Annotated in this window: 14 protein-coding genes; 6 read left to right on the top strand and 8 right to left on the bottom strand. The window is 69.6% G+C overall.

What is annotated here, in order from left to right; translation table 11 throughout:
- Positions 1–19 precede the first annotated feature (19 nt).
- The 4 genes from tpiA (at position 20) to BLU77_RS08035 (ending at position 2103) form a co-directional block, all read left to right on the top strand.
- The gene (tpiA, locus tag BLU77_RS08050; protein WP_089772458.1) at positions 20–814 is read left to right on the top strand and encodes a triose-phosphate isomerase; all 795 of its coding nucleotides are present in this window, start codon (positions 20–22) and stop codon (positions 812–814) included.
- Between the two features lie 156 nt (positions 815–970).
- Positions 971–1216 (top strand): preprotein translocase subunit SecG, encoded by a 246-nt coding sequence (gene secG, locus BLU77_RS08045; protein ID WP_089772457.1) that lies wholly within the window; start codon positions 971–973, stop codon positions 1214–1216.
- A gap of 15 nt (positions 1217–1231) precedes the next feature.
- Positions 1232–1579, top strand: coding sequence for an RNA polymerase-binding protein RbpA (locus BLU77_RS08040; RefSeq protein WP_089772456.1), 348 nt, complete (start codon positions 1232–1234; stop codon positions 1577–1579).
- Entirely contained in the window at positions 1576–2103 is a 528-nt protein-coding gene (locus tag BLU77_RS08035; protein WP_342741464.1) for an AAA family ATPase, read from the top strand. Before BLU77_RS08040 ends, BLU77_RS08035 begins: the two co-directional genes overlap by 4 nt.
- Before the next feature lie 57 nt (positions 2104–2160).
- Here BLU77_RS08035 and pgl read toward each other — a convergent pair whose 3' ends face one another.
- From pgl to tkt, 5 genes are all read right to left on the bottom strand, one after another.
- Positions 2161–3351: a 6-phosphogluconolactonase gene (gene pgl, locus BLU77_RS23065; RefSeq protein WP_175476984.1), complete on the bottom strand. Its 1191-nt coding sequence runs from the start codon at positions 3349–3351 to the stop codon at positions 2161–2163.
- A gap of 2 nt (positions 3352–3353) precedes the next feature.
- Positions 3354–4304, bottom strand: coding sequence for a glucose-6-phosphate dehydrogenase assembly protein OpcA (locus tag BLU77_RS08025; RefSeq protein WP_089772454.1), 951 nt, complete (start codon positions 4302–4304; stop codon positions 3354–3356).
- Positions 4301–5839 carry a glucose-6-phosphate dehydrogenase gene (zwf, locus tag BLU77_RS08020; RefSeq protein ID WP_089772453.1) on the bottom strand — a complete coding sequence of 513 codons (1539 nt, stop codon included), beginning with the start codon at positions 5837–5839 and terminating at the stop codon, positions 4301–4303. The genes BLU77_RS08025 and zwf overlap by 4 nt, the downstream gene beginning before the upstream one ends.
- A 17-nt stretch (positions 5840–5856) precedes the next feature.
- Positions 5857–6999 carry a transaldolase gene (gene tal, locus BLU77_RS08015; protein ID WP_089772452.1) on the bottom strand — a complete coding sequence of 381 codons (1143 nt, stop codon included), beginning with the start codon at positions 6997–6999 and terminating at the stop codon, positions 5857–5859.
- A gap of 84 nt (positions 7000–7083) precedes the next feature.
- Positions 7084–9213 (bottom strand): transketolase, encoded by a 2130-nt coding sequence (gene tkt / locus BLU77_RS08010; RefSeq protein WP_089772451.1) that lies wholly within the window; start codon positions 9211–9213, stop codon positions 7084–7086.
- A 276-nt stretch (positions 9214–9489) separates the two neighbouring features.
- On the opposite strand from tkt, the gene BLU77_RS08005 reads away from it, so the two are divergent.
- Entirely contained in the window at positions 9490–10449 is a 960-nt protein-coding gene (locus tag BLU77_RS08005; RefSeq protein ID WP_425441212.1) for a heme o synthase, read from the top strand.
- A gap of 4 nt (positions 10450–10453) precedes the next feature.
- Positions 10454–11410 carry a site-specific tyrosine recombinase XerD gene (gene xerD, locus BLU77_RS08000; protein ID WP_089772450.1) on the top strand — a complete coding sequence of 319 codons (957 nt, stop codon included), beginning with the start codon at positions 10454–10456 and terminating at the stop codon, positions 11408–11410.
- Between the two features lie 26 nt (positions 11411–11436).
- On the opposite strand, the gene BLU77_RS07995 is transcribed toward xerD, so the two are convergent.
- From BLU77_RS07995 to BLU77_RS07985, 3 genes are all read right to left on the bottom strand, one after another.
- The gene (locus BLU77_RS07995) at positions 11437–12888 is read right to left on the bottom strand and encodes an SPFH domain-containing protein (protein ID WP_089772449.1); all 1452 of its coding nucleotides are present in this window, start codon (positions 12886–12888) and stop codon (positions 11437–11439) included.
- 121 nt (positions 12889–13009) lie between these two features.
- Positions 13010–14218, bottom strand: a complete 1209-nt coding sequence (locus BLU77_RS07990) for a GNAT family N-acetyltransferase (protein ID WP_175476983.1) — start codon at positions 14216–14218, stop codon at positions 13010–13012.
- A gap of 20 nt (positions 14219–14238) precedes the next feature.
- A complete protein-coding gene (locus tag BLU77_RS07985; RefSeq protein WP_245708725.1) occupies positions 14239–15051 on the bottom strand; it encodes a serine protein kinase RIO in 813 nt (270 codons plus the stop codon).
- Between the last annotated feature and the right edge of the window lie 112 nt (positions 15052–15163).

The following is a 15163-nucleotide window of genomic DNA, read 5'->3' as shown; positions in this document are numbered from 1 at the left end:
ACCCACGGAAAGGCAACACATGCCCACACGTACCCCGCTCATGGCGGGCAACTGGAAGATGAACCTCGACCACCACGAGGCCACCCACCTGGTGCAGAAGCTGGCGTGGACGCTCAAGGACGCCAAGCACGACTTCTCCTCGGTCGAGGTCGTGGTCTGCCCGCCGTTCACGGACCTGCGCTCGGTGCAGACTCTCGTGGACGCGGACAAGCTGGAGATCGGTTACGGCTCCCAGGACATCTCCACCGAGGCGAAGGGCGCCTACACCGGTGAGATCTCCGCGGCCATGCTGACCAAGCTGGGCGTGAGCTACGCCGTCGTGGGTCACTCGGAGCGCCGGGAGAACCACGACGAGAGCGACGCTCTGGTCGGGGCGAAGGCCAAGGCCGCCCTGGGCGGCGGCATCGTCCCGATCATCTGCGTCGGCGAAGGGCTGGACGTCCGGCAGGCCGGTGAGCAGGTTCCGCACACCCTCGCTCAGGTCGACGGCGCGTTCGACGGGATCTCTGCCGAGGACGCCGCCAAGACAGTGATCGCGTATGAGCCTGTCTGGGCCATCGGCACCGGTGAGGTGGCGACCCCGGAGGACGCGCAGGAGGTCTGCGCGGCGATCCGTGGCCGGCTCGCGGAGCTCTACTCCACCGAGGTGGCCGACGCCGTCCGTGTGTTGTACGGCGGGTCGGTGAAGTCCGGCAACGTCGCCACGATCATGGCCCAGGCCGACGTCGACGGCGCTCTCGTCGGCGGCGCCAGCTTGGACGCCGAGGAGTTCGCGGCGATCGTGCGGTACCAGTCCCACAACGTCGGTCTCTGACCGCGGACCAGTGCGCGCACATCCGGCTGCACGGGAGTGCCGCACCGTGAGCGTGCGTGATCGGTGCGAGACGATCGTCTCGCACCGATCACGTAGACTCACCCATGACCGGGTTCGACCGGTACACATGCCCCCACGAGGAAAGTTCAGCGACACGTGACCGCACTGACCATCGTCCTGCAGGTACTACTGGTGCTGACCAGTTTCATGCTGGTGCTCTCGATCCTCATGCACAAGGGCAAGGGTGGGGGCCTGTCCGACATGTTCGGTGGAGGCATCTCCTCCAGTCTCGGCTCCTCCGGCGTAGCCGAGCGCAACCTGAACCGGATCACGATCGGGTCCGCAATCGTCTGGGGCGTGGTGATCGTGCTCCTGGGCCTGATCCAACGCTTCACATTCTGAGCAGGGAGTTCCTCGATGGCAGGCGGTAGCGCGATTCGCGGTTCACGTGTGGGTGCGGGCCCGATGGGCGAGGCCGAGCGCGGCGATTCGGCCCCCCGGGTGTGGGTGTCGTACTGGTGCGCCAGTGGTCACGAGACACGGCCGAGCTTTGCTCAGGAACAGGGCGTCGCTGTCCCCGAGACCTGGGACTGCCCGCGCTGCGGGCTCCCTGCCGGGCAGGACCAGGCGAACCCGCCGTCGGCTCCCCGCAACGAGCCCTACAAGACCCACCTTGCGTACGTGAAGGAGCGTCGTAGCGACGCCGACGGCGCTGCTCTCCTCGACGAGGCGCTCTCCGCACTGCGTGCACGCCGCGGCGGCTGATCATCCGCACGGTTTTCCTGAACGGTACGGTCGGTTCGGGCAAGACGACGACGGCCGCGGCCGTCGGTGCCGCCCTCGCGGCACAAGACCTGCCGCACGCGGTGCTCGACCTGGACGAGGTGCGGCGCACCTGGCCGACGACGGCGGACGATCCGTTCGGCGCCGCAGTGGAGCTGGCAGCGTTGCGCGCCCTGGCGTCCGTGTACCGCCGGCATGGCGCCACCGTGCTGGTGCTCGCCGGTGTGCTCGAGGAGCGGGCGATGCGCCCGAGCTACACGGACGCGGTCGGCGGATCGTTGCACGTGGTGCGTCTGCGGGTGCCGCTCGAGGAGGTGCAGGCCCGCCTCCGTGCCCGACACGCGGCCGACGGCGATGGCGCCGGCCTGGACTGGCACCTGCGCCGCGCACCCGAGCTGCACCGGATCCTGGAGGGTGCCGGGGTGGACGACACGGTGATCGACGTGGCAGGCCGGCCCGTGGCGGACGTGGCCGCCCAGGTGCTGCACGACTGGCGCGGCTCCTGACCTGCTGCGCTCCGGTCATGGCCTACCGCATCGGACGACCTGTTCGACCCTCCGCCGTCAGCCCTCGACGAGCCGGGCGAGCCGCTCGATCGAGGCCAACAGCTTCTCGCTGGTGGTCGACCGTGCACGCTCGAGCCGGGTGGTGTCAGTGAGTCCGGACCAGTCGTAGGTGTGGGTCACCGTGGTCCGCCCCTCGTCCACTGGGGTGAGCTCCCAGCGCCACAGGTGCCCCGGACGAGGACGGCCCACCTCGGCGGGCTGCCACGCGATCGCGGGACCCTCGGAGAACTCCACCACGTGGTTCTCCCGAACGGCGCCCTTGGTGAGGGTGGTGCGGAAGACGTCACCGACGGCACGGACCCGTTGTCCGGGGGCTGCCTCGGCGAGATTGTCGTTGCCGTCCCACTCGGGCTGGCGGGCCGGGTCGGCGATCAGCTCGAAGAGCGTGGCGGCGTCCGCGGCGACCTCACGGCTGGCGGAGACCACCTTCTCCGGGCTGGGTCCGTGACCGGCGGCCTCGGCGTCCACCAGCCAGAGCGTCAGGTCGCGACCGGCCGCGGTTGCGGCTGGGATCTCGTCGGGGTCCGCACCGGCCAGCGCGCGGGCGACCGGCGCCGCCTTCGCGGCACCGGCGACGATCACCCACACCTGACGAGCGTTCGTGAGGGCCGGAACCGCCAGGGAGAGCCGCCGCGGCGGCGGCTTGGGGGAGTCGGGTACACCGATGACGGTCCGGTCGTCGATGGCGACGGTGCCTTGCCCGGGGAACAGGGACGCGATGTGCCCGTCCGGTCCCATCCCGAGCAGCACCACGTCGAACTCGGGTGCCCGCACCGCGGAGCCCTCCGGGGCGAAGCCGGCGAGCTCTGCCGCATAGTCGGCAGCGGCGGCGTCCGGGTCACTCGCGTGGTCCGAGGAGGGCATCCGGTGCACATTCGCTGCCGGGATGTCCAGACCGCCGAGCAGTGCCTCGGTGGCCTGCCCCTCGTTCCGGTCCGGGTCTCCAGCTGGCACGAGACGCTCGTCGACCCACCATATGTGCAGCCCGGTCAGGTCGACGTTCTCGAGCAGCTGCGAGCGTGCCGCCTCGACGAGCACCTGGGTGCCGACGGTGCCGCCGGTGATCGCGACGTGCACCGGGCGGCGCAGCGCCTGAGCGTCCGCGATGGCGAGCAGCAGCCGCGCCGCCGTCGCGCGGGCGAGGGCATCAGCACCGGGGTGCACCAGGACGGCGCGCTGAGCGGTCATCGTCATCCTTCCGTTACGTTCACGCGGGCAAGGCCGTTCAGTAGGGTCCGCTGGTACACGGCATCCGGATCCATCCGCCGCAGATCCTCCATCAGGCAGTCCTGGAGGGGGCGCTTGGGCATGGCAAGCTCGTGGTCGGGCTGACCTGGTTGGGTGATCGTCACCACGACCTCGCCCTCGGGGCGGCGCATCGAGATGGTGCCGTCGGCGCGTTCCAGATCGAGTCCGGTGATGGCGGTCGTGTCCGGCTCGGGGTGCACTGTCACGTTCAGGTCGAGAGCCGAGGCCAGCCAGGCGGCGAACAGGTGGGTGGAGGGGCGTTCTTTGGACCCGTACACCCGGACGGCACGGACCGGTTCGGACGCACCGTCCAGGGCGGCGGCGGTGATTCCACGCCACAGGGTGGTCCGGGCCCAGGACAGGTCGGTGTCACCGGGGCTGTATACGGCACCGAGGTGCGCGAGCTGGGTGATCGCGTCTGCGCACTCGCCCACATCGCTGATCCGGCGCTGGGCCATCCGGCCGAGCGGGTCCTCACCGGGATGTTCGGGTGGGTTCGTCGGCCACCACACCACGATCGGTGCGTCCGGCAGCAGCAGCGGGATCACCAGGGTGTCCACCTCGGTGCGGGCACCGCCGAGGGGGCGCAGCAGCACCACCTCGGACGCGCCGGCATCCCCACCGATGCGGATCTCCGCGTCCAACCCGGCCGCAGTTGACTCATCGGGCTCACCGCGGGTGCCCGCCGGGTCCACCACGATCACCCGGCACGGGTGCTCCTTGCTGGCCTGGTTGGCTGCCTCGATCAGGGCGTCGGTGGACGTTCCGGAGTCGGTGGGTACGATCACCAGGGTGAGGACCCGGCCGAGAGCGACGGCGCCGCCTTCCTCCCGCAGCTGGACCAGGCTGGCGCCGATCTCGGCGGTGGTGGTGTCCTTCAGGGTGATGATCACGGCCGCCTCCAGGTCCGTCCGTCACGTGCGAGCATGGCGTCGGCCGATGGCGGACCCCAGGTGCCGGCCCGGTACTGGTCGGGCTGACCGTAGGTGGACCAGGCGTCGATGATCGGGTCGAGGATCTCCCAGGAGAGCTCCACCTCCCGCTGGTGCGGGAACAGCGGCGGGTCACCGAGCAGCACGTCCAGGAGGAGTCGCTCGTATGCCTCGGGGGAGGACTCGGTGAACGAGTGCCCGTACCCGAAGTCCATCGTGACGTCCCGTACCTCCATCGCCGTGCCAGGGACCTTGGAGCCGAACCGGATGGTGACGCCCTCGTCCGGCTGCACCCGGATCACCAGGGCGTTGTGGCCGAGCTCCTGGGTCTCGTTCAGGTCGAACGGCAGGTGCGGGGCCCGCTTGAAGACCACGGCGATCTCGGTCACGCGGCGCCCGAGCCGCTTCCCGGCGCGCAGGTAGAACGGCACGCCGGCCCAGCGACGGGTGTCCACATCGAGGCGGATCGCCGCATAGGTCTCGGTGCCGGAGTCGGCGGGCACCCCGTCCTCGTCGAGGTAGGCGCGGACCTGCTCACCACCTTGCCACCCGGCCGCGTACTGACCTCGTGCGGTGTGCTGGCGCAGGTCCTTCGGCAGCCTGACGGCGGAGAGCACCTTCTCCTTCTCCGTGCGCAGGGAGTCCGCCTCGAACGAGACCGGCTCCTCCATCGCGGTGAGTGCGAGGAGCTGCAGCAGGTGGTTCTGGATGACGTCTCGCGCGGCGCCGATGCCGTCGTAGTAGCCGGCGCGGGATCCGATACCGATGTCCTCGGCCATCGTGATCTGCACGTGGTCGACATAGTTGGCGTTCCAGATCGGCTCGAACAGCTGGTTCGCGAATCGCATCGCGAGCAGGTTCTGCACCGTCTCCTTGCCGAGGTAGTGGTCGATCCGGAAGACCGCATCGGCCGGGAACACCTCCTCGACCACGTCGTTGAGCGCGCGTGCCGACTCCAGGTCCGAGCCGAACGGCTTCTCGATCACCACGCGCCGCCAGGTGCCCGGCTTCGGTGTGGACAGACCTGATTCGGAGAGCTGCTGGCAGACCACCGGGAACTTGTCCGGCGGGATCGAGAGGTAGAAGGCATGGTTGCCGCCGGTGCCACGCTCGGCGTCAAGCTCGGCCACGGTACGTGCCAGGTTCGCGAAACCTTCCTCGTCATCGAACGTGCCCTGTACGAACCGGAAGCCCTTGGCGAGCTGCTCCCAGACATGCTCGTCGAAGGGGGTCCGGCAGTGGGCCTCGACGGCCTCCCGGGCCACACCACGGAAGTGGTCGTGGTCCCAGTCGCGGCGTCCGTAGCCGGTGAGGCCGAAGCCAGGCGGCAGCAGGCCACGGTTGGCGAGGTCGAAGATCGCCGGAAGGAGCTTCTTGCGGGCCAGATCCCCGGTGACTCCGAAGAGGACCAGGCCACCCGGCCCCGCGATACGAGGGAGTCGCCGATCGGCGGGATCGCGCAGCGGGTTGGAGGCAGGCGCAACTGTGTTCGGCATGGAGATGAGAAGCCCTTTCAGCCGGCGGCGCGCAGACCAGCGGTCACGGTCTCGAGCAGCTCAGCCCAGCTCTTCTCGAAGGAGGCCACACCGGCGTCCTCCAGGTCGGTCAGGATCTTCTCGTAGGGGACGCCGTGCCGCACGAGAGCGTCCAGTACCTGGCGGGAGTCGTCGTAGGTGCCGTGCACCGCGTCCGCACCTGTCGCTCGAGAGTGGTCGTGCGCTGCGGCGAGGGTCTTGCGCGGCATCGTGTTCACCACGTCCGCGACCACGAGCTCGTCCACATACATGGTGTCCGGGTAGTCGGGGTCCTTGGTGCTGGTGGAGGCCCACAACGGACGCTGACGATGCGCTCCCTCCGCAGCGAGGGCACCGAAGCGCGGTGTGGAGAAGATCTCCTCGAAGACCTCGTAGCAGAGCCGGGCTCCGGCGATCGCGGCACGACCGCGCAGCGCCATGGCCTCCGGGGTTCCCGCCTGTTCCAGCGCGGCGTCCACCTTCGCGTCGATCCGGGAGAGGAACACCGAGGCCACCGAGTGGATCGTGGTCAGGTCGATGCCGGCCTGGTGGGCCTGCTCCAGCCCGTCCACGTAGGCCTGCGCCACGGCACGGTACCGGTCCAGGCTGAAGATGAGGGTGACGTTCACGCTGATCCCGGCGGCGGTGGCGGCGGTGATCGCCGGCAGTCCCTCCTTGGTGGCCGGGATCTTCACGCACAGGTTCGGGCGGTCGACCGTGTTCCAGAGGCGGTGCGCGGCCTCGATCGTGCCATCGGTGTCGCGGGCGAGGCGTGGGTCCACCTCGATCGAGACGCGCCCGTCCTTGCCGCCGGTGGCGTCGAAGGTGGGGCGGAACAGGTCGCAGGCGGCGCGGACGTCGTCGGTGGTGAGAGTGAGCACGGCCTCCTCGGTGGAGGCGCCGGCGGCCGCGAGCTCACGCAGCTGCGCATCATAGGCCGTGCCGTCGGCGAGGGCGCCGGCGAAAATCGTGGGGTTGGTCGTCACACCGACCACGTGCCGCTCGGCGATGAGCTCGGCGAGATCTCCGGACTCGATGGCGTCACGGGAGAGGTCGTCGAGCCAGATGGAGACGCCGGCGGCACTGATCGCAGCCAGAGGCGACGCGGAGGTGGTGGATGGGGTGTTAGCCATGTCGGTCATCACGAACTCCTCGGGTGGGGAAGGAAGAACCGGCCCGGGTGGGTCGATCGTCAGGTCACGGTCGACCCGCCCGGGCCGGCGGGGTCACGAGGCGGCTGCGGAGAGCGAGTCCTTCGCTGCTGTCACGGTGGCCTCGGCGGTGATACCGAACTCCGTGAAGAGCGTCTTGTAGTCCGCGGATGCTCCGTAGTGCTCGAGGGAGACGGCGCGGCCCGCGTCGCCGAGGTAGCGGTACCACGGCATCGCGATCCCGGCTTCGACGCTCACCCGCGCGCGAACCGCCGGCGGGAGCACAGTTTCGCGGTACTCGGCGTCCTGCGCGTCGAACCACTCCAGACACGGCGCCGACACCACACGGGTGCCGATTCCCTCGGCCTCGAGCTGCTCGCGCGCCTCGACAGCGAGCTGAACCTCCGAGCCGGTCCCGATCAGGATGACCTGCGGGGTCGGCGTGGAGGACTCCAGCAGCACGTACGCACCCTTCGCGACGCCGTCGGTGGTGGCGAAGCCTTCCGCACCGCGTGGGAAGGTCGGCACCCCCTGGCGAGTGAGCACCAGGCCGGCGGGACCGTCCCGACGCTCCAGCACGGCCTGCCAGGCTGCGGCGGTCTCGTTGGCGTCCGCCGGGCGCACCACGGACAGACCGGGGATCGCGCGGCAGGCGGCGAGGTGCTCGACCGGCTGGTGCGTGGGACCGTCCTCGCCCAGGCCGATCGAGTCGTGCGTCCACACGAAGATCGACGGCGCCTGCATCACGGCGGAGAGACGGACGGCGCCACGCATGTAGTCGCTGAACGTCAAGAACGTCCCGCCGTAGGCACGAGTGAGTCCGTCCAGGGCGATGCCGTTCACGATGGCACCCATCGCGTGCTCGCGGATCCCGAAGTGCAGTGTTCGCCCGTACGGGTTGCCCTCGAACTTGTTGGTGGAACGGTCCGAGGGGATGAAGGACGGCTCGCCCTTCATCGTCGTGTTGTTCGACCCGGCCAGGTCGGCCGAGCCGCCCCAGAGCTCGGGCAGCACCGGCGCCAGAGCGCCGAGCACACTGCCCGAGGCGGCGCGGGTGGCGAGTGCCTTGCCCGCGTCGAACGTGGGCAGGGCGGACGCCCAGTCGGTCGGCAGCTCGTGGGCACGCAGACGCTCCAGGAGCTGGGCCTGCTCCGGATTCGCGGCGGCCCAGGCGGCCAGCTGCTGGTCCCATGCCGCGTGCGCCGCGGCGCCACGCTCACCGACCTTGCGGGTGTGGGCGATCACCTCGGGTTCGACCTGGAAGTTCTGCTCGGGATCGAAACCGATGGCCTCCTTGAGACCCTTGACCTCGTCCTCGCCCAAGGCAGACCCGTGCGCCTCCCCAGTGTTCTGCTTCGTCGGTGCGGGCCAGGCGATGATGGTGCGCAGAGCGATGAAGGACGGACGGTCGGTCACCGACTTCGCTTCCTCGATCGCGGCGGCGAGTGCGTCCACGTCCTCGACGTATCCGTCCGCGCCGGTCCAGTCCACGCGCTGGGTGTGCCAGCCGTAGGCCTCGTAGCGGGCCTCGACGTCCTCGGTGAACGCGACATCGGTGTCGCCCTCGATCGAGATGTGATTGTCGTCCCACAGCACGATCAGGTTCCCGAGCTCCTGCGTGCCTGCGATCGAGGATGCTTCGCCGCTGACGCCTTCCTGCAGGTCACCGTCCGAGGCGATCACGTAGACATGATGGTCGAAGGGCGAGGATCCGGCGGGAGCGTCCGGATCGAGCAGCCCGCGCACACGGCGCTGGGCCATCGCCATCCCGACCGCGGTGGCCACTCCCTGTCCGAGCGGACCAGTGGTGGTTTCCACCCCCTTGGTGTGACCGACCTCCGGGTGCCCGGGGGTGAGGGAGTTCCAGGTGCGCAGTGCGGCGATGTCCTCCACCTCGAGGCCGTAGCCGGCGAGGTAGAGCTGGATGTACTGGGTCAGGGAGGAGTGGCCGGCGGAGAGCACGAACCGGTCCCGGCCCAGCCAGTCCGGGTCAGCCGGGTCCAGGCGCATCACGTTCTGGTACAGCAGGTAGGCGGCCGGGGCGAGCGAGATCGCCGTTCCGGGGTGGCCACTGCCGCACTTCTCGACGGCATCTGCGGCGAGCACGCGCACGGTGTTGACGGCCTTCACGTCGAGCTCGTTCCAGCCGACGGTCGCGGACCGCGGGGCGGCGGCGGTGGCGGTCTTGGTGGACGGGGCGTTCACGGGACCTCATCTCTCTCGTTCGCGATCGTGCGAACGCGGTACTGGGTGTGTGGTCTGCTCCTCGGCCCGGACGGGGCCGGTACTGGCTCTGAGCCTACTCAATCCTCGAAGGTCAGGTGTGAGCGATCCCGCACCGTGGACCACCCGCTGGGACGCCCCAAGCTGGCCGTCGTCATGAGCCCCCGCCAGTGGAACCTCTACACTGGCAAGCAGCGGCGTTCCCATCGCTGCACCTGCGTGACATCACGCCTCCCGAGACGAAAGACCGCGACAGACGTGCCCGACGCCCCGCTCTCCACCGACCCGCGTTCGACTGCCGGTTCCGCCGGTGCGGCGACGCTGCGCCGGAAGTCTGTCGCGGCTCGGGTGCGCGCCTACGTGGCGCTGACCAAGCCCCGGGTGATCGAGCTGCTGCTGATCACCACGGTACCGACGATGATCCTCGCGCAAGGCGGGTTTCCCTCGTGGTGGCTGATCATCGCGACCCTGGTGGGCGGTGCGACAGCGGCGGGCTCGGCGAACACCCTGAACATGGTGTACGACCGGGACATCGACGCGGTGATGAACCGGACCCGAAACCGTCCGCTGGTCACCGGGGAGATCACTCCGCGTGCCGGCCTCGTCTTCGGCCTGGTGCTCGGGGCATTCTCCGTCGTGTGGCTGTGGCTCACGGTGAACTGGGTCGCAGCGGTCCTCGCGCTCGCGGCGAACCTGATGTACACCGTCGGCTACACGATGCTGCTGAAGCGCCAGACCTCGCAGAACATCGTGTGGGGTGGTGCTGCGGGCTGCATGCCCGTGTTGATCGGATGGGCCGCTGTCACCGGGCGCCTGGACTGGGCGCCGCTGCTGCTGTTCGGGATCATCTTCTTCTGGACGCCCCCGCACTACTGGCCACTGTCGATGAAGTTCCGTCAGGACTACGCGAACGCCGGCGTGCCGATGCTGCCCGTGGTGGTGGCGGACACACGCGTCGCGCGCCAGATGATCGGCTATTGCGTGGCTATGGTGGTGTGCTCCCTCGCGCTGATCCCGGTCGCCGACATGGGCTGGTTCTACTCGGCCGCTGCGGTGGCCTCGGGCGCGTGGTTCGGCGGCTCCTGCGTGGCGCTGTATCGACGGGCAGTCACGGGGACGACCCGCAAGCTCGGCGCCATGAAGGTGTTCCACGCGTCGATCACGTACCTGACCCTGGTATTCGTGGCGATCTCGATCGATCCGTTCCTGCCGTTCTGAGCCGATGACCGCGACTGAGCCGGCTCCGAAGGTCTCGCCGTTCCAGGCGGACCTGCGGGAGTACCTGGCGCATCTGGGCGTGGAACGAGGTTTGTCCGAGCACACGCTCGCCGCCTACCGTCGTGATCTGAACCGGTATGCGAGATTCTTGACGGCGCGCGGTCGGGACCACTTCAGTGACGTCACCGAAGGTGATGTGACGGACTACGTCGAAGCGCTCCGCAGCGGCTCCGACGGCGGCCATCCGCTCTCGCCGTCCTCGACCTCACGGGCGGTGGTCGCCGTGCGTGGGTGGCACCGGTTCGCCACCCTGGAGGGGCGTACCGAGCACGACCCTGCCGCCACAGTGCGTCCGCCGAGCGGGGTGAAACGTCTGCCGAAGGCGATCTCGACCGATGAGGTCGACAAGCTCCTGGCGGGCGCATCCATGGCCGATGGGGTGCTCGGGCTGCGCGACCGGGCGCTCGTGGAGGTGCTCTACGGCACCGGCGCGCGGATCTCGGAGGCTGTTGGTCTGCACATCGACGACCTCGACCTGGACCGCGAGGCGCCCTCGCTGCGGCTGTTCGGCAAGGGCCGGAAGGAGCGGGTCGTGCCGATGGGCCGGTTCGCCGTGGAGGCGCTCGAGGCCTATCTGGTCCGCGCTCGCCCGGTGCTGGCACAGGGCGGGCGCGGCTCCTCCGTCGCCTTCCTGAACCAGCGGGGGAACCCGCTGAGCCGGCAGAGCGCGTGGGCGGTGCTGCAGACCGCTGCCGAGCGTGGGGGAGTGCAGGCGCACATCTCCCCGCACACGTTGCGGCACTCCTATGCCACGCACCTGCTGTCCGGAGGTGCAGACGTGCGTGTGGTGCAGGAGCTGCTGGGGCACGCCTCGGTCACCACCACGCAGATCTACACGTTGGTCACCCCGGACACGCTTCGGGAGGTGTACGCCGCCAGCCACCCTCGCGCCCGCGGGTGAGCCCGGCAGCGCGCGGCCTGCGGGGGCTACTGCGCCGGGGGCGTCGGGTCTGCGGGAGGGGCAACGTCGGGCCCCTCGTCGGGGGCGGCCGGTGACGGGTGACTGTCAGTGGCGGAGGGCTCGGGGTGGGCGCCGTCGGCGAAGGCTCGTCCGACGGCGCGGCCCTGGATGACCTCGCCCAGATCGATACCGGTCGCCGCCCGCACGGAGTCGAATACACCGCGCATGGCCACCGAGCTCTCGTTGGCGAGCACCCCGCTGGCGCCGGATTCGGTGCTTCCGTTGCTGACGACGGTGACCTCGCCGATCGTGGCATATCCCTTCGCGAACTGCGTCATGAGCTCGGGCAGGGCGTCGACGACGCGCTGCATGAGCAACGCCTCCTGGTGCGTGGCCAGGGCGTCCGCCTCGGCGCGGATCGACTGCCCGTGTGCTTCACCGGCGAGACGAGTGGCCTCCGCGTCCGCCTCGGCACGCACCCGGGTGGCCTCGGCTTCCCGGCTCGCGATCGTTGCCTGCGCCTCCGCTTCCTTCGTGAGGCGATAGGCGTCAGCGTCTGCGGCCTTGGACGCACGGTAGAGATCGGCGTCGGCAACCCGCTTGACGTCGGAGTCCAGGCGGGCCTGCGTGTTCTCGGCCTCCTGCTTCAGCACCTGCTGCTCGGCCTCGGCCTTGGCGAGCGCTTCGGCCTGGAGCGCCTGGGCGTTGGCCCGGCCCACCTCGGACTTGGAGGCGGCGAGGTTCTTGTCGTACTCGGTCTGCTCGACGAGGTTGGCTTCCTCGTTGGTGATCTGCTGTTGCCGGACGGCGCGTTCGGCGTTGGTCTCGGCAATCTCTGCGGCCTGGCGCTTGGACTGGATCTCCGGTGCACCGAGGGACTGGATGTAGCCCACGTTGTCGGTGATGCCCTTGATCTGGAAGGAGTCGAGGATGAGACCCTGCTCCTCCAGCTCCAGCGAGACGTCGGTGGCGATCTGCTCGGAGAACCGCTTGCGGTCGCGCATCAGGTCGATCACCGGCAACTTCGCGACAACGCCGCGCAGGGCGCCCTCGAGCTGTTCGGTGGTGAAGACCTCGATGGCGGAGTCCTGCGAGGCGAACCGTTCGGCGGCGCGTTTCACGTAGGCGGGGTGCGAACCGATCTTCACGATGGCGACCGCCTCGACGTCGAGCGTCACTCCATCCTCGGACTGTGCCTCGGCGTTCATCGTCACCTGTCGGGAACGCAACGAGATGACCTCGTGCCGCTGCGTCATCGGGTTGACCACAGCCCGACCGTTGACGACCACGCGCACGGAACTCTCCGGCTCGCCGTCGACGCCACGCTGCTTCACACCGGAGACGACCAGCGCTTCGTCGGCGCGGGCCACTTTCACCCAGGACCGGAACACGATCAACCCGATCACGAGTGCGACGACCAGAACGGCGCCGACGATTCCGATGACCGCCACGGCCCCGGCTCCTGCGAGTATTTCCATCAGAACATGACCCCCTCGACCCAATGCGGTGCGTCTCGCACGCTAGCAGTCATCCTCCGGGCTCGGTGGCGTTTCTGGTGCGCTGCGAGCGCGGGCCGCCGTCGAGCACCGGGTCGCTCGTTCAGAAGTGGTTCCGGATCTGGACCTCGGGCCCGGCGAGCACTTGGTCCAGGGCGGCGTCGGTCTCCGGATCCCCGCCGTCGAGGTGGCCGAGCAAGCGGAGGGTCGCGCAGTTCTGCACCCCGGCCCAGAGCAGCGCGAGGCCCTGCGGTGTGAAGGTGGGGACGCCGTCGGGTGCTGCGGAGGTGACCCGTTCGCACCGGGACGCCCCGTCCGCCACGGTGAGCCGGTACGTGCCGTCTCCCACCCCGAGTCGGTCACCGGCCACGGTGAACGTCGCCTCAGCGGTGCCGCGGAGGCGACGTGCGGCGAAGGCGCCGGGCACGTCGTCCACCCGCAGCATGTAGTCCTGCCGACCGATCACCGACCAGTCCGTGGTCGGCAGGAACAGACGTGCCGGATCGGCACCGGAGGTCTTGAGATGCAGCGAGGGGATGATGCTGGCGTGCGAGCCCAGGATCCTCCACAACGCGCGGTACCCGTCCGCGGTCAGCGCCAGCAGATCGGTCACCTCCAGCGCGCTGTCCTCCTGGGGACCACGCCTCCAGGAGGCGTAGCCGATGACGGCGCCGCTCGGGTTCTCCACCACGGTCACCCCGGTGAACCGGTCGAGGTACTGCTCGTCGGTGGCAGTGAACGGGGCGCCACGCCGGCTCAGCGGCCCGCACTGGCTGGCCGCCCAGGCGTCGTAGACGGCACGGACCGCGGGGACGTCGGCGACTGCAGCCCGCCGGACCCGGAGGCGATCGCCACCGCGCACCATGGCCGCCGCTGCCGTGGGGACCCGCACGGTGTCGAAGCTGCCGACCAGCTCGTAACCGAACGACCGGTAGATGCCCGGGGCACTCGGGAACAGGGTAGAGATCACCGCACCCTGCTCGCGAGAGGCGCCGAGGGCGGCACGGAAGAGGCCCTCCACCAGGCCGTGACCGCGGTACTCCGCGGCCACCGTGACTCCTGCGATCCCGGCCGTGGGAACCAGCGACCCGGTCCACCAGGACTCGAAGTCGTCGACGACCATCTGGCCTGCGAGTGTGGCGCCGTCGAAAGCGCCCCAGTGCTGCACACCCGGGACGGGCCAGGGCTCGTCCGTGACCGGTGGTGGCCCGCCGGCGGGCATCCCGAAGGCTTCTGCGCCGAGACGGCGCCCGGCGATCTGGTCCTCGCGGGTGTACCGGCGGACAGTGGGCTGTGGGTGCGGTGCGGACATGAGCCTCAGCCTACGAGTGGTCACCATGCGAACGAGATCAGCTCGGCGAGCAGCACGTCCGGGTCCTGTGGCAGACCGTGGGAGGTGAACCAGGTGCACATGGTGCGGCAGTCCCGGTCGAGGATCTCGATACCGTGCGGGTTCGCCACCAGGTCCACCACCTGCGGCACGTCGATCACCACGATCCGCTCACCGGTGGCGAGCACGTTGTACGGGGAGAGGTCGCCGTGCGCGAGCTGTCGGGAGGCAAACATCCGCAGGGCACGGCGCACGTCCTCCCAATAGCGGGCGAGCAGTGCGCGGTCCGGTCGTGTCGCGGCCAGCCGCGGCGCTGGGTCTCCAGCGGTGTCGGTGACGAGCTCCATCAGGATCTCGGTGCCGTCCAGCTGCACCGGGTAGGGCACAGGCGCCCCGGCGGCGGCCAGATCGCAGAGCACGGAGAACTCGGTGGCCGCCCATTGTCCTGCCTGCACCGTGCGGCCGTATCGGGTGCCGCGTGCCACCGCTCGCTGGTCTCGGGAACGACGTTCGCGCCGGCCCTCGGTATAGGTGGAGTCGCGGTGGAAGTCACGATGGGTCCGCGATCGGTATCGCTTCGCGGCGAGGAGGTGGGCGCGACCAGCCGCCGATCGTTCCAACAGGTCCACGTCGGCTTCCTTGCCGGACTTCAGGGTGCCAATCTCGGTTTCGACGGCGCCGTCGTCAGTGATGAGCCAGTCCGGGACGGGCGCGGGTCCGGTGAGGACCCCGGGTTCGCCGTACATGGTCCAGCGTTGGTCGTCAGCGAGATCGAACCCGCCGGGTAGGTCGAAGGGAGAGGAAGGTGTGCTCACGTGAGGCTCCAAGAACGCAGCAGGTGGGGATGGTCGAACGCATCGTGACGGTCATCTCGCCACCTCCTTCGTCTTGGCCGCGCGGCCCGATCGGGCGGCGCGGGTACGGTCC

This window comes from Ruania alba (assembly GCF_900105765.1).
Lineage (GTDB): Bacteria > Actinomycetota > Actinomycetes > Actinomycetales > Beutenbergiaceae > Ruania > Ruania alba.
The sequence above is the reverse complement of the archived record's forward strand: the minus strand, read 5'-3'. Positions and strand labels throughout refer to the sequence as shown.